The following is a 19,828-nucleotide window of genomic DNA, read 5'->3' as shown; positions in this document are numbered from 1 at the left end:
TGCTTCCGTTCCCCACAGATTTCGGGGCAGCCTCAGGGCGTGGGCCGTCGGTGCCGTGCCTGCGCCACCAGCCGGGCGAACGCCAGGACGAACACCGCCTCGATCGCCGCCATCAGGGCGAGCCAGAGCCACTCCCGGTGGCCGATGAAATAGACCACGCCCGCCCCCACCAGGATGCTGCCAAGGACCAGCGCGTACACCGCGAAGCCGACGGCCACCTTCGCGCTGCGCACCCCCGTACGGAAACCGAAGCCGTTGGGCTCACCGCCCGGCTGTCCGCGCACACGGTCCTGCCGGGCCGGGCCAAGCCGGTCGAATTCCTCCCACGGATCGGGGCCATGTTCCGGAGGTAGGTCCGGACGTTGTTCCGCCATTGCCCCATTTTAGTCGCCGCCCTCAGCCGCCGCAGGTCAGGCGGCGCGCTGCTCCACCTGGCCAGGGGCGGCGCCGTCAGCCCCGAAGACCAGCAGCCGGGTGGCAATTTTCTCCGTGAAGAACCGGTCGTGGCTGACCACCACGACGGCGCCCGGGAAGTGCAGCAGGGCCCGTTCCATCACCTGGGTACTCGAGAGGTCCAGGTGGTTGGTGGGTTCGTCGAGGAGCAGCACGGACGCCCCCGAGAGCAGGCACTGGGCCATGGCGACGCGGGCCTTCTGGCCGCCGGAGAGGTTGCCGATCTTTTGCTTGAGATCCGCCTCGGAGAACTGGAACATCGCGAGGAAGCGGTTGACCGACTTCCTGGTGGCGGTCAGGGCCAGGCTGTCCGGGAGGGCGTTGACGGCGTGCGAGACGGTGTCGCCGTCGTCGAGCGCCGCCAGCATGGCGTTGTAGGAGACGTACCCCGGACCCTTGGCCCAGGCGACCGTGCCGGCGTCGGGGGCCTCCTCGCCGGTGAGGACCCGCAGGAGGGTGGATTTGCCGCTGCCGTTGGCGCCCAGGACGGCGATCCGGTTGCCCTTGCGGATCTCGAAGCCCAGGTCCGTGAACAGCGTCCGGCCGTCGTAGGACTTTTCCAGCCCCTCGACCCGGCAGAGGACGTCCTTGACGTGCAGGCCGCCGTAGATCTCGGTGACGATCTGGTCCACCGGCCGGGGGGTTCGCGACTTCTTGATCTTGGCCAGCTTGTTCTCCAGGCCCCGGCTGGCGGCCTTGGCGGCCTCACGCCGGTCGGCAATTCCCTCCGCCTCGAAGGCCAGCAGCTCGGCCTCGTGGACGAACTGCTGTTCCAGGGTCTTGAGCCGGAACTGCTTCTGGACCACGTATTCGGCGAAGTTCCCCGGATACTCGTGCAGGTGGTAGTTTTCGACTTCGACGATCCGCGTGACCACGGCGTCCAGGAACATGCGGTCGTGCGAGACGATGACGGCGGCGCCCTTGAAGTCGCGGAACCAGTTCTCCAGCCACTGCACCCCGGCGACGTCGAGGAAGTTGGTCGGCTCGTCCAGCAGCAGCACGTCCGGGCTTTCGAGCAGGATCTTCGCCAGCGCGGCCCGGTTGCGCCAGCCGCCCGACAGCTCGTCGATGGCGCAGTGCCGGTGGGCGTCCTCGAAGCCGAGGGTGGTCAGCACGGTGTCGATCCGGCGCGGGTAGTCCCACCCGTCCAGCCGTTCCATCTCCTCGAAGAGCGCGGCCTGCCGGGTGATCAGGCGGTCCAGTTCCCGGGCACCGGGGTCGGCGGCGATGGCGGCGTCGATCCCGGCAAGTTCCGCCTCGACGGCCTTCACCGTGCCGAACAGTCCGTTGAGGACCTCCGTGATGGTGGAGGCACCGTTGAGTTCGGAGAACTGGGAGAAGTAGCCCACGCGGACGCCCGGATCGACGCTGACCGAACCCGCGTCCGGCACGACCTGGTCCAGGACTAGCTTCAGGACTGTGGTCTTGCCGGAGCCGTTCTTGCCGATCAGCCCCACCCGGTCGCCGGGCTCGAGCCGGAAGAAGACCTCACGGAGGACCGGAGTGTTCTCGAAGCGGACGCTGACGTCGTTCAGGCGGATCAGGCTCATGGGGGTCCTTTCGGGGCGCCCGTGCCCGACGGCGGACCGTACGGTGGGCGGCCCGGCCGCTGTGGGAAGCGGGAGTGGAAGTCCGGGTGGCGCAGGGAACCCGTGGTTTCCAGAATATCCCGGCATGCGAAGAGCCCCGCACCGCGGTTGCGGGACGGGGCTCTTCGGGTATGGGGCTCTTCGGGTGTGCGGTCCGCTAGCGGCCGGACTTGCCGTGGGCGGCCGCGGGAGCCGGGTTGTGCTCGGCTTCGTGGGCCGGGCCGTTGCCGTAGCTGGGGACGGCGGGGGTGGCCGCGTGCTCGTTGCGGTGCTGTTCGGCGTTGGCCTGGCCGGCGGCACGGTGCGCTTCGGCGTTCGCGTGGGCCCAGGCGCTGTTGCCCGGTTCAGCCGGAGCGGATTTCTCCGGTTCGCTGTCCTTCGTTTCCGTGGACTCGGCCGGTTCCGTGGCCTCGCTGGTTTCGGTCGGGGCAGCGGACGGGGTATCGGACGGGGTATCGGTGGCTGAGGGGGCCGGGGCGGGCTCCGTCGGTTCAGCCGTTTCCGTCGGCTCCGCGGATGCGGTAGCGGTCGCGGTCGGGGCCGGTTCCGTGGGCTCGGCGGTCTCAGTGGGGGCCGCCGTCGGGGAGTCGATGGCGGTCGCCGTGGCGGTGACGGCCGGCGTCGGATCCGCGGTGATCTCGCTGACCGTGGCGGCCATCGCCGCCCCCGCTCCGCCGGTGACGACGACGGCGGCCACGGCTGTTGCCTTGCCTGCGGTGCCCAGGGCGCCGAGCCACGTGAAAATTCCTGCCAAGGGGTGTTCCTTCCAGAGTTCCAAAGAGGTGTCCGGCAGGCCCTGTCACCAAGCCAACCGGGGAAAACACTACCCAGACGGAGACGGCGCGACGGCGGGGAACGGGATTCCTGCGGATTTCTTGGGGATAAACAGTGGTGCGGGGCGCCGCGGCGGGCTCAGGGACCCCGGGGCGCGAACATGATAACGGCCACGCCCGCCAGGCAGACCACGGACCCGATGACGTCCCAGCGGTCCGGCCGGTATCCGTCCACCGCCATTCCCCAGGCCAGGGACCCTGCCACGAAGACGCCTCCGTAGGCGGCCAGGATCCGGCCGAAGTGGGCGTCCGGCTGAAGTGTCGCGACGAAGCCATAGAGCCCGAGGGCGACGATCCCGATCCCGGCCCACCACCAGGCGCGGCCCTCACGGACGGCCTGCCAGATCATCCAGGCCCCGCCGATTTCGGCCACGGCGGCCAGGGCAAAGAGCAGGACGGTGCGCGCAATGGTCATGCCACCATCTTTGCGCACCCCGGCCCTTGTCCGCGGCGGCGTCGGCGGGTATGAGGGAAGCATGCAGACCGGACAGGGGCTCCTTGAGGGTCGGGTAGCGGTGGTGACCGGGTCCTCCCGAGGCCTGGGCTTTGCGATGGCGGGGCTGCTGGGCGCCGAGGGGGCCGCCGTTGTCCTCGCGTCCCGGTCGGCCGCCGACGCCGAGGCGGCCGCCACGCGGCTCCGTGCGGAGGGAATTACTGCGTGGGGGCTGCGCTGCGACACCGCGGAACTGGCCGACGTCGAGTCCCTGCGCGACGAGGCACTGCGCCTCGGCGGGCTGGACATCTGGGTAAATAACGCCGGCACTTCGGGGGCATACGGGCCGACGGCGTCCACGCCGGTGGACGACTTCACGCGGGTGGTCCGGACCAACATCCTGGGCACCTTCCACGGTTCCCGGGTGGCGCTGCCGGTGATGCTCGGGCAGGGCCACGGTGACCTGGTGAACCTCTACGGCCAGGGCGACGGCGGGCCGGTGCCGCTGCAGAACGCGTATGCCTCCAGCAAACGGTGGGTGCGCCAGTTCACCGAGACCCTGCGCCGGGAAACGCGCGGCACCGGCGTGCGGGTCCACGGCATGAACCCCGGCCTGGTGGAAACGGACCTGCTGCGGCGCATTCGGGCCCAGTCCGGCTACGAGAAGCGCCTTTCCGCCCTTCAGGTGGTGGTGGGCCTGTGGGGGCAGGCCCCGGAGGCCGCCGCGAGACCCCTGCTGGGCCTGGTCACGTCGGATGCGGCGGCGTACCGGGACCTCACCCCGGCCCGGCTGGTGTCCCGGGGCGCCCGAAACGTCCTGGCCGGCCGGCTCCGCAGGAGTCACCGAATGCCGCTGGATATCACCGTGGTGGAACCGGAACGCTGACCGGCGGAAGCACCGGCGCCGTGGCGGCTACCTGATGGTCAGCGCCGGGTTGACGGGCGCCTTTGCGGCGTTGACCTGCAACCCGACCGTGACCTTCTGCCCGGCGGCGAGCTTCGCCGTCCAGTCCGAGCCGGTGCAGGTGACTGACGTCTTCGGGACCATCGTGCACTTCATCCCCCAGGAGTTGGCAACCGAGGTCACCGTGGGGTCGTTCCAGGACACGGACCACGACGGCACCGCGCGCAACGCCGTAAGGTCCAGGTTCGCCACGTAGCCGCCGGGCCAGGAACTGGTCAACCGCCAGGTGGCCGACAGGGCATCCCCGCTGGCCGGTCCCGGGCTCGCGCTCGGCGAGGGCGACGGCGAGGGCGACGGGCTGGTGGTCGGTGCCGGTGCGGGAGCGGTGGGCGCGCCCGTCGGCGTCGGGGTGGGCGAGGGAGACGTCGTCGGCGTAGGCGCGGGCGACGTCGTCGGCGTCGGCGCGGGGGACGTGCCCGGGGCGTTGGTCAGGATCGGGGCCAGCGCATCCAGCTTGGCGCGTTCCGGCGTGCGCCAGTCGGACTGGACCAGACCGCCTGTACCGGCCGAGTTGGGGTTGAAGGACCAGTAGGCAAAGGACATGCCGTTGGCCTTGAGGTAGCTGACAATCGAGGCCATCCACGCCTTGTCGGAGGCGGTGGCCAGGGCGGTGCCGAACTCCCCCAGCAGCACCGGAGCGATTCCCTGCTTCTGCAGGTATCCCCAGTTGCGGTCCCACACGGCGGGAAGGTTGGCCGGGTAGGCGGGGTCGCTGAACCATTTCTGGGCGAACATGGATGCCGGGTAGTCGTGCGGCGAATACACCACCCGGTGCGGCACGGCGAGGGACACCGGCTTCGCGCCGGCGTCCGCCAGGCCACCACCCCACCAGGTGCCTCCCGCAGTCGCCTGGTTCTCGATTCCCTCGACGAGGATCAGGAGGTTCGGGTTGGCGGCCAGGACGGCGTTGCCTCCCCGGGTCGCCGCCGCCTGCCAGTCGGTCGCGGCGGGTCCGCCCCAGGTGGCGGATCCGGCGGGCTCGTTGTGCAGGTCGGCCCCGATCACTGTCGGATCGTTCCTGTAACGGGCCGCCAGCATCTGCCAGTCCGAGATCCACCGGGACTCGGGGACGGCGGCGGTGTACCAGAGGGGCGACTGGCTTGCCGAGGAAGGGCGGTGCCGGTCCAGGATGACCTGCAGGCCGTTGGCCTTGGCCCGGGCGATAACCGTGTCCATCACATCCAGCGGGCGTTTACCCTCCAGGTTGTAGGCCCGGTTGGCCCAATAGTTGACGCTGCCCTTGATGGTTGTTGCGGCCAGGCACTCATTGGAGAACGGCAGCCGGACGGTGTTGAACCCCATGGATTTTATGCTGGCCAGGGCTTCGTCGATGGTCAGGGTGCCCCAGAGTCCGTGCGGGACGCAGTCGGGGGTCTCCAGCCCGAACCAGGAGGCCGCCTTGATGATGTACGGGGCGTTATTCGAGTCCCGGATGGTGCCGCCGTCGGTGTGCAGCCACCCCGTAGCCGCGGGCGTGGTGTCCGCGACCCGCTCGAGGACCGCACCGGGCTCCGCGGGCCCGGCGCAGCCCGCCACCGCCAGCAGGGCGGCGACACCCACGGCGACGACACCCAGCGTCCGGGCCGGACGACGGCGGGCAGGGCTCTGTCTGGTGGGGCGGCCTGATGACACATGTCCTCCAAGATTCCGGGCCAGGCAGGCCCACTGAGCCTCACCGTACCCAGCCCGGCCGCCGCTCCTTCGGCGACGCTCTGGGGTGGGCGGAATATTTCCTGGTCTTCGGCCCCCGTCCGACGGCGACGAACTCCCGCGGCGCACGTGGCCGGGGCTGGGGTTTGGCTGGGACTTGGCCCCGGATGCGGCGCTCCTACTTGCGCGATAGATGCTAAGCAGGCTTAGGATAGGGACATGGCCGTATCGAGCGGCCGCCAACCAGAGGAGGAAACACCATGGGACTGGGCGACAAGATCGAGAACGCTGCCGAGAAGATGACCGGCAAGGGTAAGGAAGCCGCCGGCGACGCGACGGGCAACGACCGCCTCCGCGCCGAGGGCCAGGCCGACCAGGCCAAGGGCGACCTCAAGCAGGCCGGCGAGAAGGTCAAGGACGCCTTCAAGAAGGACTGATCCCGGACAACTGCCAAGGGCGCTTCCCGTGACGGGAGGCGCCCTTTGCTGTGCCACCCCACTTCCCGGGAGTCACCCCGGTGCACGCCCGGAACCGGCGGATCCTAGAACCTGCCGTACTTGGCCCGTGCCATCGAATACACCCCGTAGCAGACCAGTCCGGCCGCGGTGGCGGCGAGCAACACCACGCCGAACGGCTGGGACCCCAGGGTCTTGAGGCCGCCGTCCAGGCCTGAGGACTTGGAGGGGTCCGCCGTCGCCGCCGCCACGATGATGAGGATGCCGACCACGCCCAGCACGACGCCCTTGGCGGCGTAGCCGATGGTGCCGAGCCACTCCACGGCGGTGCGGGGGTTCCCGGGAACGCTGAGGTCCTCCATGAACTTCCGGGTGACACCCCGGTAGACGTAGTAGGCCCCGCCGCCGATGATCGCTGCCCCGATAACGATCAGCAACAGGACGCCGGCGGGTGCGGCCAGAATCTTGGCGGTGAAGTCGCTGGCCGACTGGCTGGAGCTCTTGGAACCGCCGGCGGCGAAGACGGCAAAGGTGATGGCCAGGAAGCCGAAGATGACGGCTTTTCCGGCCGCCGACGCCGTTTCCTTGACCTTGTCCTTCGCCTCACCCTGCGCGCGGCCGGCGACGACGGCCTCACTCACCATCCACAGGGCCAAGGCCGCGCAGGCTGCGAACCCCACCCACAACAGGATGGCTCCGCCCGGCTTGGACGCCAGCGAGCCGATTGCCCCGGACTGGTCCGCCTCGCCGCCCTGCCCGCGGTCGATCTGGAGGGCGATGACACCGATGAGGATATGGACCAGGCCGATGAAGACGTAGCCCGCCCGGGCGAGGTTCCGGAGTACCGGTCCCCTGGCAGCGGAGCTGGCCTCCGAGACGGCCCGGTTGGCTTTTTGCGAGGCTTCACCCACGGCGGGATCCTTCACTGGAGCGGCAGAAGTGGTCCGCCCAGCATAGCCAGCGTGAAGGCCGAGGGGAATGATGGGGCCGCGCGGGGAACCGGCGGCGGGAGGCAATGTGGAGCTAAGGAGATTCGAACTCCTGACCTCTTCGATGCGAACGAAGCGCTCTACCAACTGAGCTATAGCCCCGTGACAACGCCGCTCCCGAAAGGGAACGGCGTCACCAAACGTTCTTAGGCTACAAAGTATCTGCCCGCAACGCCAACCGACGCACCGGCGCGGGCACCAACCTCACTCGAAAAAGCCAAAAAGCCCCGGATTCACCGTGGTGGTGGATCCGGGGCTTCCTGCGTGGACTCAGGCTCGGCGCCGCTGGAGGACGTCGTCGAGGTTGCTCAGTGCGCTCTGGCCCTTGCCCTGGGGTTTGGACTCGGCGGCCTCCTCGGCGCCGCGCACGGAGGCCTGCTTCAGCGACGGCTTGCCGACGGCCTTCGGTGCGGCAGGGAGGTCGAGGGGTTCCGGGGCCGCACGTTCGGCCTTGGGGGCCTCGACGTAGGTCGGCTTGGGCACCTGGACCGGTTCCCAGCTGGCGCCCTCGGGGGACGCCGGGTCGCCGACCTGGTGGACGGAGATGTCACCGGACGCGGCTGCCTCGGCCAGGGCAGCCTGCCGCAGCTCGGCGACGGTCAGCGTGACGGGACGGACCCGCCCGCCGTCGGCTTCGGCGTCGAACAGGGGGCTTTCCTTTGCCGGAGCGTCGGAGGGGACGGCAGTGGGCTGCTCGGCAGGCGCGGGCCGCGCCGGGCGGGGCGGGGCCATGGCCGACCGGAACGCGCGCTCAACTTTGCGGCGACGGTCACGCACGGCGAGGGAACGAAGGAGTACGACGGCGGCGACCGCGGCCAGCAGGGTCAGGACCGGCAACCAGCCGGAGCCCAGACCGAAGAGGCGGAGCACGCCGGACACGACACCGGTCAGGAGGGACACCACCGCCAGCAAGGCCAGCGCCAGGCGGCCGAACCGGATGCGGAACGTGGAGTTGGCCGGAAGGCTCGAGGGCCGGGCGGACTTCATCGACGCCGGGTCGGCCTTTATCGACGACGGCGCAGCGGCGTCAGGCGTCGAAGGGGCGGAGGTGGGGCGCTGCGTACTGGTCATCGGTTTCTCCTGCGGTGACGTCATGGCCATGACGTTTCCGGCTTGGGGGTCGGCTCGTTCCACGTCCGCGGCGTCCATCAGGAAGTCTCCAGCCGGCCGAAGCTGGCGGCTGTTCCGGAGCATGTAGGGAGCCACCCATACGATCCAGAGCGCAACAGCGACGACAAGGATCACTGAGCTGCTGAGAGGGAAGTCCACACTCAAAACCGTAAGAGCTTGAGGGCGTGGCGGACCGCATTAGCGGCGGTGTGTCGCGGCGCGGCCGGAGAAACTGCCCAACGTGACGAAAACGCAGGTCAGGACGGCGTTTCCCGCTGGCGAACCGGGCCCTCCCGGAGCCACCGGCCCAGCAGGCCCTCGGGGACCTCCTCGGCTGTCAGCGCGAAGCTGCGGTGGTCCGCCCAGCGGCCGTTGATGTGCAGGTACCGGGGCCGATACCCCTCATCCCTGAAGCCGAGTTTCTCAACCACCCGCAGGCTGGGACCGTTCTCCGGCCGGATGTTGATTTCCATCCGGTGCAGCCCGAGGGTGCGGAAGCAGTGGTCCGTGGCCATGGCCACCGCGGTGGGCGCGATGCCCTGCCCGGCCCGGTCCTGGTCCACCCAGTACCCCAGCGTGGCCATCATGGCCGACCCCCACACAATCGAGGAGACGGTCAGTTGCCCCACAATGACGGGTTCCCGATGTCCCGGCGTCCAGGCAGCAATCACGAACGGCAGGGCCGTCGCCTGTGCCGCTTGGGCTTTCAGCGAACTCACCATCTGCCGGTAGTTGGGCAGGCCGCCCCCGGGAGCCGGGTTGGACGCCTCCCAGGGGGCCAGCCACTGCTCGTTCCGGGCGCGGAGGGCGCTCCACTCGCGGCGGTCACGGTACCGGATCGGCCGCAGGACCAGGTCGCCGCTCTCCAGCGTGACCGGCCAGGTGAAGCTGCCCCCCACGGGACTAGTGCGTCAGCCCGGCGGTGAAGCCCGGCAGCCACTCCCGCAGGCCCGGGCCCAGGTCTTCGCTGTCGCAGGCCAGCTGGACGCAGGCCTTCAGGTAGCTCAGCTTGTCGCCGGTGTCGTAGCGGCGGCCGCGGAAGACGACGCCGTACACGCCGTAGCCTTCACCCTCGCCGGCGGCGAGTTCCTGCAGTGCGTCGGTGAGCTGGATCTCGCCGCCGCGGCCGGGCTCGGTGCGCTCCAGCACGTCGAAGACGGCCGGGTGCAGGACGTAACGGCCGATGATCGCCAGGTTGGAGGGCGCGTCTTCGACGTCGGGCTTCTCCACGAGGTGGTTGATGCGCACGTAGTCTTCGCCGTCGACGGCCTCGACGTCGGCGCAGCCGTAGGCGCTGATCTGGGACGGATCGACCTCGATCAGGGCCACGACCGAACCGCCGGTCTTGGCCTGCACCTCGATCATGGTGCTCAGCAGTTCGTCGCGGGCGTCGATCAGGTCATCACCGAGCAGGACGGCGAACGGCTCGTAGCCGACGTGCTGCTTCGCACGCAGCACAGCGTGGCCGAGGCCCATCGGGTCACCCTGGCGGACGTAGTGGATGTCGCCGAGGTTGCTGGCGGCCTGGATGGACTCAAGCTTGGCGGTGTCACCCTTTGCTTCGAGGGTCGCCTCCAGGGTGGGGACCCGGTCGAAGTGGTCTTCAAGGGCCCGCTTGCTGCGCCCGGTGATCATCAGGACGTCGTTGAGGCCCACCTTGACGGCTTCCTCGACCACGTACTGGATGGCCGGCTTGTCGACGACGGGCAGCATCTCCTTCGGCATCGCCTTGGTGGCGGGAAGGAAGCGGGTGCCGAGGCCCGCAGCGGGGATGACGGCCTTGCGGACGGGGGCGTTAGGTGTCTTCACCCGACTAATCTAACCGAGGGGGCAAACATCAGGTAATTGCCCTCACGGTGCGGCCGCGGCGCGTTTGCCCGGCCGGCGAGGCGAAGGAGCCACTGCATGGAAGCGCACGACAGGGACACCAAGGAAGCGATCCGCACCCGGCACCGGCAGCGTCGGGCGGCGATGACACCGGCGTCGCGATCGGCGGCCGGAGCGGCCCTGGCCGTGCATGGCACTGCATGGGCGGCTTCGCTGACCGACGGCGGAACGGGCACCTTCGCGGCCTACCTGGGGGTCGGCTCGGAGCCGCCGACCCTCCCCCTGCTGGCGGCCCTGCACGACGCCGGGCACACGGTCCTGCTTCCAGTCTGCGAACCGGACCTGGAACTGAGCTGGGTGGTCTGGACGCCGCAGAGCGAGTTCGCGCGGAGCCGGTACGCGCCGCTTCAGGAGCCAATCGGGGAACGGCTCGGCACCGATGCCGTGGCGGGGGCAGCCGGAGTCTTCGTTCCCGCCACCGCGGTGGACCTCGACGGAAACCGGATCGGCCAGGGCGGCGGCTACTACGATAAGTTCCTCGCCGCCCTCCCGGCCCTCCCCGGGAACGACGGCAGCCACCCGGTGCCGACTGCCGGCGTCGTCTACGCCGATGAAGTGCTGCCCGCGGGCACCATCCCCGTCGAAGTCTTCGACCGGAAGGTCGGGGCCGCACTCACGCCCGACGGCCTTGTTCCCACAGGCGCCAGCCGCTGACGCCGCATATTCTTCCACCTGTTCGCGCGGTGATAGAATTAGCACTCAGGCCCTGTGACTGCTAATCCCCTGGCTCCCCGAGCCAGCCGCCCCCTCAAGGAGCGGACGGGAGGGACGCAGTACGGGACCTGCTCGTTTGTCCTAGAGGAGGAACCCAGTGCCCACGTACGCCTACGCTTGCAAGGACTGCAACCACGCCTTCGAGACCGTGCAGTCGTTCTCCGATGAATCGCTTACGACCTGCCCGGAGTGCCAGGGAACGTTGCGCAAGAAGTTCAACAGCGTCGGAGTCGTCTTCAAGGGCTCCGGCTTTTACCGGACCGATTCCCGCGATTCCAAGGGCAGCTCCGTGGCGCCCGCCGTACCGGCTGCCACCCCGGCCGCGGCTCCGACCGCCGCCGCCAACTAAGGCACCTGCAGCTTGTCCACATAGCCCGGACCGGGGCTAAGCCCGCCGCGTTCAGGCTCCTACCGTGAAGCCATGGCACCAGCAAGGCTTCACTTCTTTCGTCCCGGGTCTGCCCGCGGCCCATCCGTTGCGGGCCGGCCCTCGGGAGGACGCTTACTTACTTCGCGCCGGTCCGCCCCACGTCGCCTCCGTCGCTGGGTGGGGCGCAACCGCAGGCTGATCGCCGCCCTTCTGTTGTGCCTGGCCGCCGGGCTCGCAGTCCAGCAGCTTACTCCCGCTCCCCCGCCGACGGTCACGGCCTGGGCCGCGGCCGGGGACCTTCCGGCGGGGCGGCTCCTCGCCGCGGGGGATCTCACAGCCGTCCAAGTTCCGCCGGGGGTTTTACCTGACGCGGCCATTGACCCGTCGACGGCCGAGGGGCAGCAACTGGGCGTCGCGTTGAGCCGGGGGCAGTTGCTGAGCTCATCGTTCTTTGTCGGACCCGGCCTTTTGACCGGGAGCCCACCCGGTTCCTCCGCCGTACCGTTGCGCATGGCTGATCCCGCCTCGATCCAGCTGGTCTCCCCCGGTCAGCTGGTCAACATCGTGCTGACCGGCGGCAACGGGTTTGAGCAGGCGGCAACGTCGGAGATTCTGGCCGCGCGCGTCCCGGTGCTCTGGACCTCCGCCCGTGGCGGCAGGTCCGGGCAATGGCTCGACGCCGGCGATACGGACGGGCTGATGGTGGTTGCGGCCGACCCCGAGCAGTCCAGGAAGCTTGCCGGCGCGTCGACGCAGGGAAAGTTGTTTTTCGTCCTCGTTGGTCCCGGTGGGCCGTAGTCACGCTGCGGGCGTGCTGTTGCTCACCGTCCCGCGCCGGAGCTGCCCCGGCCCTGGTGTCAGCCCCAGTGCGGCGGCTTCTGTTCCTGCAGCCAGGCGTCGTGGTCATACCCGCCGGGCTCGTCGCCCCAGCGTCGGGGATCATCCTCCGCGGCCTTGGTGGGAAGGATCCCTGCCGGGGACGCGCTGTGTGCAGCGGCGCCTTCGGCCCGGGACGGCTCAGTCCGGTCCTCGTCCTGATCCGGGGAACCGGCACTCCGGCCCTCCCCGGCCCGGGCTGCCCTGTCGGTATCGATGGTGGCCGCCGTGGCGGGTTCCCCGTGGGCCTCGCCGGGATGGTTCCGGTTGTCGTTTGCGGCGCTCTGGTGACTGGTCACATCCGCCTCCTTAGTACTGCTCGTAAATTCCTGCTGGTGCGCCGCGGCGGCCCAGGCGGTGGGTGCCTGGCCGGTGGCCGCATACGCGTCCCGGGCGCTCTCGAGCCCGAAACTTTCCATGTCGTCCGAGAAGCCCGGAGCGGTCCCGATCCGGGAGGACGCCACCGGCTTCTCCAATCCAAGGTACCCGCCAATCCGGTCCGCGCACACGGAGGGATCGGTAAAGACCTCGATGGTCCACAGCGGCATGTAGCGCCAGCCCAGGCGTTCCAGCTGCTGCGGCCGGAGCCGGCTGCGTTCGCGGACGGTCATCCGCCGGTAACGCTCGGTTCCGTCGGATTCGATGGCCACCGGGCGCGGGATGTCGGCGTCGTCCTGTCCAATCGTGTGCAGTGGATCCGCAGCCGCCACCATGTCCAGGGCTCCGTCGTACTGGTGCCAGACGCGGGCGCCGCGGGCGCGGAGCCTGTCGCCGAGGTCCGTGACCAACGGGTCCGCACCGAGCGCCTGCTCGCTGGCGGCGGCGCGGGACGCGGGGCTGCCCAGGTCCGAGTTGCCGGCAATCTCCCGGTCGATGAGCTCGTAGAAGTCAACGGCCCCGTGGCTCAGCCGGGAGCTGTCCAGATCCTCGGGCCGGAAGCAGGTGAGCACGTGGAGGGAGCGCCGGGCACGGGTCATCGCGAGGGCGAACTTGGCGCGGCCGCCGTCGACGGACAGGGGGCCCAGGCTGTGCAGCGCGCGGCCGTGCGGCGTGCGGCCGTAACCGGGCGAGAAGATCACCCGGTCGCGGACCAGGCCCTGCGCCCGTTCGAGGTCGACCACGCGGAACGATTCGGTGCCCGCGGTGAAGAAGCCCGCCAGCAGCGGGTAGTTCGGCAGCTGCAGTCGGATGGCCTCGCCGATCCGGGCGGCGTGCCGCAGGCTGCCGGTGACCACGGCAAGGGACGTCCTCGGACGCAGCCTCGCGTGCTCGAAGACGAGTTCCACGACCCGGTTCACCTCCGCCAGGACGGACTCGACGCCGTCTTGGTCAGCGCTTGGGAGACCCGTTCCGTCCGGCAGGTATTCGACCGTGAGGGCGCGGTCCAGCCCGGTTGCGGACTGCCCCTCGGGCAGCCGCCGGAGTTCGCCGCCGTAGAAGTTCTTACTCAGCTGCCGAACCAGATCCTCGTCCACGGCTCGGTAGACGGTCCGGAGCCTGCGCACCGGCAGCACCGCCGCCAGGCTCTGGTAGGCGCTATCGACGCGGTGGTGGGAGCTCTCTCCCGCCGCGAGCCGCTCGACACCCACGGTAAAGGTTCGCGGGCTGGCGATCCTGTCATCGCCGAAGGCAATGACCTGGCGGGACCGCGCGACCGCGGGGAGGACTGCCTGCAGGGAGGTCGCCTCGGCGTCGAGGATCACCACCGCGTCGAAGTGCTGTTCGGCGGGCAGCAGGCTCGTCATCAGGTACGGGCTGATGGACCAGACGGGCACGAGCATGGGGATGAGTTCGGCAGACTGGGCGGTGAGCGCCGCCGGCGTGACCCGGCCGTCCTTGAGCAGGCTCCGCAGCAGTTCGGCCTGCCGCGGGTGCTCGGCCAGCGCCGCCCGCCAACGCTCCGCGAGCTTCCAGCGGAGCCGGGCCGCACCGCTGGCGATGTGGGCGTTGTCCGCGAGACGGTATTCCGCCTCCAGCTGGCGGAGGGCGTCGCCGTCGGACATGGCGAGGTAGTCGTCCCCGCTGATCATTGCCTCCAGCGCGGACTGCCACCAGGCGAGCTCGAGTTCGGCAGCGACGGAGTCCGCGGAGACCTCACGCTCGGCGAGGTCCGCCAGCAGCTCACCCAGGCCGTGCTCGCGCATGTTTTCAATCAGCAGCGTGCGTTCGGGCAGGGTCTCAAGGGTGCCGGTGTCCGCCACCAGGCGGGTCAGCCGGTCGAGCAGCTCCGGGTACGGCGTATTCTGCACGTCGCCGCCGTCGCGGGTATACCTGACGGCCTCGCCGAGGTCCTTGAGCTCGCCGTCCAGTTCCCGGTACAGCCCCGACAGCTCGCCCAACCCGGACGGCACCGCGGGGTGCCGCTGCGTGGTGGCGTACCCCGACCACGCCGCCCGCTGCTCCTGCACCAGGACCAGCGAACTGTGCAGGTCGGCAATGTGGACGCCGGGCCGGACGTACTCCTTCGCGACCCGCCGCAGCCGCGACCGCTGCATGGAGGGCATATCAATGCTGCGCTCCCGTCGCCACGACGAGGAAGCAGTGGCCGAGATCAGGTCGTGGACCGGACGGTCGAAGATGTCGGGGGTGAATTTGTCCAGGCTTCCCCGCACGGCGACCAGCAGGTCGATCTGGTCGCCCCACTCGGCAAAGGTGTCCCCCAGCCGGATTTCGGCGTGCTCGGCGACCTCGTTCATCCGGTCGCGGAGCCGCGGCAGCTTCTCCGCGACCGAACGCGCCACCTGCTGCGCTTCCTGCGTTTCCTTGCGGGTCAGCAAACGGGCGCCGTGCCACGGGCTCAGGGTCGAGGCCCGGCTGAAGCTGCCCAGTTCCGCGGCACGCCGCAGCCGCTCGGCCAGTTCCGCGCGGTCCCGGATGTTGTCCAGGACGCTGCGCTTGAGCCTGACGGTGGTCGCCGGGGCGGGATGGATCGCGGTCAGGGCCGCGAGCGACTGCATCGCCTCGTACGGGGAGCAGCCCCAGCGCTCCCGCACGTTGTGCAGGGAGGCCACGTGGTCCATCAGCGCGTGCCGGTGCTCGGTCAGGGTGGCGTGCAGGTTCTTCAGCTGCGGCTCGAGGGACTTCTCGTTGCGCACGATCGCGCGCACCAGCTGGCCCTTAAGCTGGAGCGGGGTAGTGCCCCCGGCCAGCTGCACCAGCATCGAGTCCAGGCCCAGGGCTTCGAGCTGCGCGGAGACCTCGCCCAGGCTGGCGCGGCGGTCCCCCACCACCAGCACGCTTTTGCCCTCGTCGACGAGGGTGCCGATGGTGTTGATCGCGGTCTGGGTTTGTCCGGTTCCCGGAGGGGCGCTGACCACCAGGGAGTCGCCGGCACGGACGGCATCCACCACATACTGCTGGTCGGCGTCCGCGTCGAGGAGCAGTAGCTCGTCGGCGGGGTTCCGCTCGTCCGTGCTGGCGAAGCGGCCGTCCTTGAGCTCGGGTACCTCCACGAAGTCGCCGGCCGCGACGCGGCCAAGGGCGGCAATGAGCTTGTTCTCCGGGTTGATCCACGGGTCGTCGAGGTTGCCGGAGAGATCGGCGAAGGTGGAGACGAGGAGGTTGTGCTCCACCTCGGCGCCGTGGATCGGCTGGATCAGTGTTGCGAGCCGGTCCAGGACGGGCAGCGGGTCGAAACGTGCAGTGCTGTAGGCCATCCGCGTCACGGCGTTGACGTCGAAGACGATGCCGTGGATGGTCTTCAGGTGACGGACCAGTGCCGGGTTGATCCGGGCCTGCTCTGTCAGTTGCAGCTCGTAGTCGTCTTCGCCGGGACGGACCGTGAGGGACACGGCCGTGAGCATGACCGGAGCGGAGACCCGCTGCGGCTTCCCGCCGACGGCCGAGGTCCAGACGACGGTGCCGGCCGAGAGGTACCCCGCGTCGATGCCCCGGTCGTTGGCCAGCTCAAAGATCTTCGAGCGCAGGTTCCGGGACGCGCGCGCCGCCACGACGTACTGCTGGCGGTCACGGATGAGGGTGGACAGCCGCGTGCGCCGCCCGGCCATCAGCTGCGCCAGCCCCGACGGGTGGGCATGGGTCAGGTCGATGGAACCCTCGGGCGTCTTTGTGAAGCGCAGCATCGTGTCGGGGCCCGTGACGGGCTTCAGTCCCGACAGCCATTTCCTGAACTCCTCGGAGCCTTCGGGGTGGCCTTGACCAACTGACACTTCTGCCTTCTTTTCTGTGCTCACGGTTTCTGTGTTCGCGCGGAACGCCCTGGACCATACCGGCATGCCTTCGAGCGTAGCCCGGATCGGTCCGCCGGGAGGGGCCGCAACACTGGCAGGGGCCAAAATAGTGCGGCCGATTCCTCTCGACCGGCCGGAGGATTAAACGCCAAGGGCCGGCCTCCGGAGAGGCCGGCCCTTTACAAGGCTATTCCCACTCGATGGTTCCCGGCGGCTTGCTGGTCACATCCAGCACCACCCGGTTCACGCCGTCGACCTCGTTGGTAATCCGGTTCGAGATCCGGGCCAGCAGGTCGTACGGGAGCCGCGACCAGTCCGCGGTCATGGCGTCCTCGGAGGAGACCGGGCGCAGCACGATCGGGTGGCCGTAGGTGCGGCCGTCGCCCTGCACGCCGACGCTGCGGACGTCGGCCAGCAGTACCACGGGCATCTGCCAGACCTCGTTGTCGAGGCCGGCGGCGGTCAGCTCGGCGCGGGCAATCGCGTCGGCCTTGCGCAGCAGGTCGAGGCGTTCCTTCGTTACTTCACCGACGATGCGGATGCCGAGGCCGGGGCCCGGGAAGGGCTGGCGGCCGACGATTTCCTGCGGCAGGCCGAGCTGGGCGCCAACGGCGCGCACCTCGTCCTTGAACAGGGCGCGCAACGGTTCGACGAGCTCGAACTGCAGGTCCTCGGGCAGGCCGCCGACGTTGTGGTGGCTCTTGATGTTGGCCGCACCCTCGCCGCCGCCGGATTCGACGACGTCCGGGTACAGCGTGCCCTGGACCAGGAACTTGATCTTGTCGCCGTGCGCTGCCGCCTCGGCGATGATGGCCCGCTCGGCCTCCTCGAAGGCACGAATGAATTCGCGGCCGATGATCTTGCGCTTGGTCTCGGGGTCGCTGACACCGGCCAGGGCGGCCTGGAAGCGTTCCTGCTCATTGGCGACGTAGAGCTTGACGCCGGTGGCGGCGACGAAGTCGCGCTCCACCTGTTCGGCTTCGCCTTCACGCAGCAGGCCGTGGTCGACGAAGACACAGGTGAGCTGGTCGCCGACGGCGCGCTGGACGAGGGCGGCAGCGACGGCGGAATCCACGCCGCCGGAGAGGCCGCAGATGACCCGGGCGTCGCCGACCTGCTCGCGGATCCGGGCGACCTGCTCTTCGAGGATGTTGCCGGTGGTCCAGTTCGGTTCCAGCTTGGCTCCCTTGAAGAGGAAGTTCTCCAGGACCTGCTGGCCGTAGGCGGAGTGCTTGACCTCGGGGTGCCACTGCACGCCGTAGAGGCACTTCTCCTCGTTGGCGAAGGCGGCGACGTCGGCGCCGGCCGTCGTGGCCAGGACCTCGAAGCCCTCCGGCGCCTCGTGCACGGAGTCACCGTGGCTCATCCAGGTGCTCTGGTGCTGCGGCATGCCTTCGAGGATGGAGCGGCCCTCACCCAGGACGGTGGTCTCCGTGGCGCCGTACTCGCGCAGGCCGGTGCGGGCCACCTTGCCGCCCAGGGCGTTCGCCATGGCTTGGAAGCCGTAGCAGATGCCGAAGACCGGGACGCCGGCGTCGAACAGGTCCGCGCCGACGCCGGGGGCGCCCTCGGCGTAAACGCTGGACGGGCCACCGGAGAGGATGATCGCGGCGGGGTTCTTGGCCAGCAGCTGCTCGGTGCTGTAGGTATGCGGAACAACTTCCGAATACACATTCGCTTCCCGGACGCGGCGGGCAATCAGCTGCGCGTACTGGGCACCGTAGTCAACAACCAGGACCGGCCTTTGGGACGTCTGGGATGCAGTGGGTGTGGTCACCCCTCTAGCCTACTTTGCGCCCCCGCTCCCCCGCACATTCGCGGTGCGGCGGGTAAGCGAACTCACAGGCCGGCCGCGTCACGCGCGGCCGGTGAAGGTCAGCGGCGAACCGAGGCGGACAGTCTGCGGCGGCGCGGGGGCCGAGAAAGGGCTTAGTAGCGCTGTGGTGCCTGCGGGTTGGCGGCCAGTTCGGCTTCGACCTCGGCGTGGAACTTCTTCTCCACGAAGAACGAGAGGAACGGCACGACGCCGCCGAGGGCCAGGATGATCATCTTGCCGAAGGGCCAGCGCATCAGGGACCAGAGGCGGAAGTTGGACATCAGGTAGACCACGTACATCCAGCCGTGCACGATCAGCACGGTGACCGAGACATTGACGCCGCCGATCACGCCGGCCGGGTCGGCGTCGGCGAACCCGAAGCCGAACGGCTGGCCGGTGACCGCGTTGGTCCCACCGGCGAAGAGGTACTGGCCGAAGACGTAGCGGGCGATCAGCTCGGCGCACAAGAGCAGCAGCATGGAGCCGGTGAGGTAGGCCAGAACCTTGTAGAACTTCAGCGCGGAGCGGATCTGGGCCGCGGTTCCGCCGAAGCGGCGCTTCTTGCCGGCGGGACGTCCCGGTCCGGCGGGCTGCTGCGGGTCGATGGCCGGTTTGGGCTCAATCATGATTGCACTCTCGGGTCGGTGGTGGTGTGGGTGGACGGGGTGTCGGTGTCCGGGTGCGGCGGGTCGTGTCGTTCGGCCTGCTCGCGTTCCTGCTCGTCGAGGGCGTCCTCGAGGTCCCGGCGGTAGTCGTCCTTGACCAGCCGCCACCAGATGAACAGGGCGAACCCGGCGAACACCACCCATTCGGCGGCGTAGAAGAGGTTCAGCCAGTTGATGCTCTGTTGCGGCGGCTGGGGACCGATGTCCAGGGCCTTCGCCGGCGCGGCAACGGCGACGTCGGCCCCGCCGGCGCGCTCGGCGCTGGCGGCGACGAAGCCGGGGTAGCTGCTGACATTCCAGACGTTGATCAGCTCGGCCGTGGAAACGGCGGTCGCCCGGCCGGGACCCGGGTCGGTGTTGGGGACGGGTGCCTCGGACGGTATCAGCCGCCCGGTCAGGTCGATGGTGCCCGAGGGCGGCGCGGCCGCGTCGGCGGGATCGGCAACCCAGCCACGGGCAACGGCCAGCCAGGTTTCGGGGCTCGCGCCGGCACCGGTCAGCACGGGGGCCCCCTGGACGGCGAAGCCGGTGACAATCCAGTACCCCTTGGCGCCGTCCTTGACCCGTCCGGGGACCAGGACCTGCTTCTGCGGGTCGTAGTGGCCGGTGGCGGTGACCACCTGGTCGGCCGCGGTACCGGGGAAGAACTCGCCGGGTTTGAGGACGGCGGTCAGCGGTCTCGGGTCCTCGGTGGCGGTGGAAACCGGCGCCTCGGACCGCGTGGAGCGGCCGAACTGCCACTGGCTCAGCAGCACGAAGACCCCCGAGATCACCAGCGCAAAGACCAGGCCGGCGATCCAACGGGGTTTGAGGGCGGTTTTCAACACCCCTTAA

General features: G+C 69.5%; 18 protein-coding genes and 1 tRNA gene. 5 read left to right on the top strand and 14 right to left on the bottom strand.

Annotated elements, in window-relative coordinates; all coding sequences use genetic code 11:
• Positions 1 to 32: 32 nt before the first annotated feature.
• From ACFUCU_RS08385 to ACFUCU_RS08370, 4 genes are all read right to left on the bottom strand, one after another.
• The gene (locus tag ACFUCU_RS08385) at positions 33 to 374 is read right to left on the bottom strand and encodes a hypothetical protein (protein ID WP_377971962.1); all 342 of its coding nucleotides are present in this window, start codon (positions 372 to 374) and stop codon (positions 33 to 35) included.
• 36 nt (positions 375 to 410) lie between these two features.
• A complete protein-coding gene (locus ACFUCU_RS08380; RefSeq protein WP_377971961.1) occupies positions 411 to 2,003 on the bottom strand; it encodes an ABC-F family ATP-binding cassette domain-containing protein in 1,593 nt (530 codons plus the stop codon).
• A gap of 196 nt (positions 2,004 to 2,199) precedes the next feature.
• Positions 2,200 to 2,796: a hypothetical protein gene (locus ACFUCU_RS08375; protein WP_377971959.1), complete on the bottom strand. Its 597-nt coding sequence runs from the start codon at positions 2,794 to 2,796 to the stop codon at positions 2,200 to 2,202.
• 158 nt (positions 2,797 to 2,954) lie between these two features.
• Positions 2,955 to 3,290, bottom strand: a complete 336-nt coding sequence (locus tag ACFUCU_RS08370; protein WP_377971957.1) for a YnfA family protein — start codon at positions 3,288 to 3,290, stop codon at positions 2,955 to 2,957.
• A gap of 61 nt (positions 3,291 to 3,351) precedes the next feature.
• Here ACFUCU_RS08370 and ACFUCU_RS08365 point away from each other — a divergent pair, with 61 nt between their 5' ends.
• Positions 3,352 to 4,194: an SDR family NAD(P)-dependent oxidoreductase gene (locus tag ACFUCU_RS08365; RefSeq protein ID WP_377971956.1), complete on the top strand. Its 843-nt coding sequence runs from the start codon at positions 3,352 to 3,354 to the stop codon at positions 4,192 to 4,194.
• 27 nt (positions 4,195 to 4,221) lie between these two features.
• Here ACFUCU_RS08365 and ACFUCU_RS08360 read toward each other — a convergent pair whose 3' ends face one another.
• The gene (locus tag ACFUCU_RS08360; RefSeq protein ID WP_377971954.1) at positions 4,222 to 5,904 is read right to left on the bottom strand and encodes a cellulase family glycosylhydrolase; all 1,683 of its coding nucleotides are present in this window, start codon (positions 5,902 to 5,904) and stop codon (positions 4,222 to 4,224) included.
• A gap of 278 nt (positions 5,905 to 6,182) precedes the next feature.
• On the opposite strand from ACFUCU_RS08360, the gene ACFUCU_RS08355 reads away from it, so the two are divergent.
• Positions 6,183 to 6,359 carry a CsbD family protein gene (locus ACFUCU_RS08355; RefSeq protein ID WP_290255838.1) on the top strand — a complete coding sequence of 59 codons (177 nt, stop codon included), beginning with the start codon at positions 6,183 to 6,185 and terminating at the stop codon, positions 6,357 to 6,359.
• A 104-nt stretch (positions 6,360 to 6,463) separates the two neighbouring features.
• Here the strand turns inward: ACFUCU_RS08355 and ACFUCU_RS08350 are convergent, their stop codons facing one another.
• The 5 genes from ACFUCU_RS08350 to galU form a co-directional block, all read right to left on the bottom strand.
• On the bottom strand, positions 6,464 to 7,288 hold the full coding sequence (locus tag ACFUCU_RS08350; protein ID WP_377971952.1) for a DUF1206 domain-containing protein: 825 nt from the start codon (positions 7,286 to 7,288) through the stop codon (positions 6,464 to 6,466).
• Between the two features lie 107 nt (positions 7,289 to 7,395).
• Positions 7,396 to 7,468, bottom strand: a tRNA-Ala gene (locus ACFUCU_RS08345).
• Between the two features lie 168 nt (positions 7,469 to 7,636).
• Complete coding sequence (locus ACFUCU_RS08340) at positions 7,637 to 8,437, bottom strand: hypothetical protein (RefSeq protein ID WP_377971951.1); 801 nt, start codon at positions 8,435 to 8,437, stop codon at positions 7,637 to 7,639.
• Between the two features lie 296 nt (positions 8,438 to 8,733).
• Entirely contained in the window at positions 8,734 to 9,375 is a 642-nt protein-coding gene (locus ACFUCU_RS08335; protein ID WP_377971949.1) for a GNAT family N-acetyltransferase, read from the bottom strand.
• Between the two features lie 4 nt (positions 9,376 to 9,379).
• Complete coding sequence (gene galU / locus ACFUCU_RS08330; RefSeq protein ID WP_377971948.1) at positions 9,380 to 10,285, bottom strand: UTP--glucose-1-phosphate uridylyltransferase GalU; 906 nt, start codon at positions 10,283 to 10,285, stop codon at positions 9,380 to 9,382.
• A gap of 96 nt (positions 10,286 to 10,381) precedes the next feature.
• On the opposite strand from galU, the gene ACFUCU_RS08325 reads away from it, so the two are divergent.
• The 3 genes from ACFUCU_RS08325 to ACFUCU_RS08315 all read left to right on the top strand — a co-directional run bounded on the left by ACFUCU_RS08325 (position 10,382) and on the right by ACFUCU_RS08315 (position 12,245).
• Positions 10,382 to 11,017 carry a 5-formyltetrahydrofolate cyclo-ligase gene (locus tag ACFUCU_RS08325; protein WP_377971946.1) on the top strand — a complete coding sequence of 212 codons (636 nt, stop codon included), beginning with the start codon at positions 10,382 to 10,384 and terminating at the stop codon, positions 11,015 to 11,017.
• A gap of 157 nt (positions 11,018 to 11,174) precedes the next feature.
• Positions 11,175 to 11,426: an FmdB family zinc ribbon protein gene (locus tag ACFUCU_RS08320; RefSeq protein ID WP_377971945.1), complete on the top strand. Its 252-nt coding sequence runs from the start codon at positions 11,175 to 11,177 to the stop codon at positions 11,424 to 11,426.
• A 72-nt stretch (positions 11,427 to 11,498) separates the two neighbouring features.
• Complete coding sequence (locus ACFUCU_RS08315) at positions 11,499 to 12,245, top strand: RcpC/CpaB family pilus assembly protein (protein WP_377971943.1); 747 nt, start codon at positions 11,499 to 11,501, stop codon at positions 12,243 to 12,245.
• A 59-nt stretch (positions 12,246 to 12,304) separates the two neighbouring features.
• Here the strand turns inward: ACFUCU_RS08315 and ACFUCU_RS08310 are convergent, their stop codons facing one another.
• From ACFUCU_RS08310 to ACFUCU_RS08295, 4 genes are all read right to left on the bottom strand, one after another.
• Positions 12,305 to 16,492: a DUF4011 domain-containing protein gene (locus ACFUCU_RS08310; protein ID WP_377971941.1), complete on the bottom strand. Its 4,188-nt coding sequence runs from the start codon at positions 16,490 to 16,492 to the stop codon at positions 12,305 to 12,307.
• Between the two features lie 208 nt (positions 16,493 to 16,700).
• Positions 16,701 to 18,290: a glutamine-hydrolyzing GMP synthase gene (gene guaA / locus ACFUCU_RS08305; protein WP_377971939.1), complete on the bottom strand. Its 1,590-nt coding sequence runs from the start codon at positions 18,288 to 18,290 to the stop codon at positions 16,701 to 16,703.
• Between the two features lie 152 nt (positions 18,291 to 18,442).
• Complete coding sequence (locus ACFUCU_RS08300) at positions 18,443 to 18,955, bottom strand: DUF3817 domain-containing protein (RefSeq protein WP_377971938.1); 513 nt, start codon at positions 18,953 to 18,955, stop codon at positions 18,443 to 18,445.
• A complete protein-coding gene (locus tag ACFUCU_RS08295) occupies positions 18,952 to 19,821 on the bottom strand; it encodes an SURF1 family protein (RefSeq protein WP_377971936.1) in 870 nt (289 codons plus the stop codon). The genes ACFUCU_RS08300 and ACFUCU_RS08295 overlap by 4 nt, the downstream gene beginning before the upstream one ends.
• Positions 19,822 to 19,828: the final 7 nt, after the last annotated feature.

This window comes from Arthrobacter sp. NPDC057259 (assembly GCF_042668995.1).
Taxonomy (GTDB): Bacteria; Actinomycetota; Actinomycetes; order Actinomycetales; family Micrococcaceae; genus Arthrobacter.
This window is presented reverse-complemented; position numbering and strand designations above follow the sequence as displayed.

Excerpts from the sequence above, each read along its gene's own strand:
- ACFUCU_RS08325 (WP_377971946.1), top strand. The coding sequence starts at position 10,382 with ATGGAAGCGCACGACAGGGACACCAAGGAAGCGATCCGCACCCGGCAC.
- ACFUCU_RS08365 (WP_377971956.1), top strand. The coding sequence starts at position 3,352 with ATGCAGACCGGACAGGGGCTCCTTGAGGGTCGGGTAGCGGTGGTGACC.
- ACFUCU_RS08315 (WP_377971943.1), top strand. The coding sequence starts at position 11,499 with ATGGCACCAGCAAGGCTTCACTTCTTTCGTCCCGGGTCTGCCCGCGGC.
- ACFUCU_RS08355 (WP_290255838.1), top strand. The coding sequence starts at position 6,183 with ATGGGACTGGGCGACAAGATCGAGAACGCTGCCGAGAAGATGACCGGC.
- ACFUCU_RS08340 (WP_377971951.1), bottom strand. The coding sequence starts at position 8,437 with ATGACCAGTACGCAGCGCCCCACCTCCGCCCCTTCGACGCCTGACGCC.
- ACFUCU_RS08380 (WP_377971961.1), bottom strand. The coding sequence starts at position 2,003 with ATGAGCCTGATCCGCCTGAACGACGTCAGCGTCCGCTTCGAGAACACT.
- ACFUCU_RS08370 (WP_377971957.1), bottom strand. The coding sequence starts at position 3,290 with ATGACCATTGCGCGCACCGTCCTGCTCTTTGCCCTGGCCGCCGTGGCC.
- ACFUCU_RS08385 (WP_377971962.1), bottom strand. The coding sequence starts at position 374 with ATGGCGGAACAACGTCCGGACCTACCTCCGGAACATGGCCCCGATCCG.
- ACFUCU_RS08300 (WP_377971938.1), bottom strand. The coding sequence starts at position 18,955 with ATGATTGAGCCCAAACCGGCCATCGACCCGCAGCAGCCCGCCGGACCG.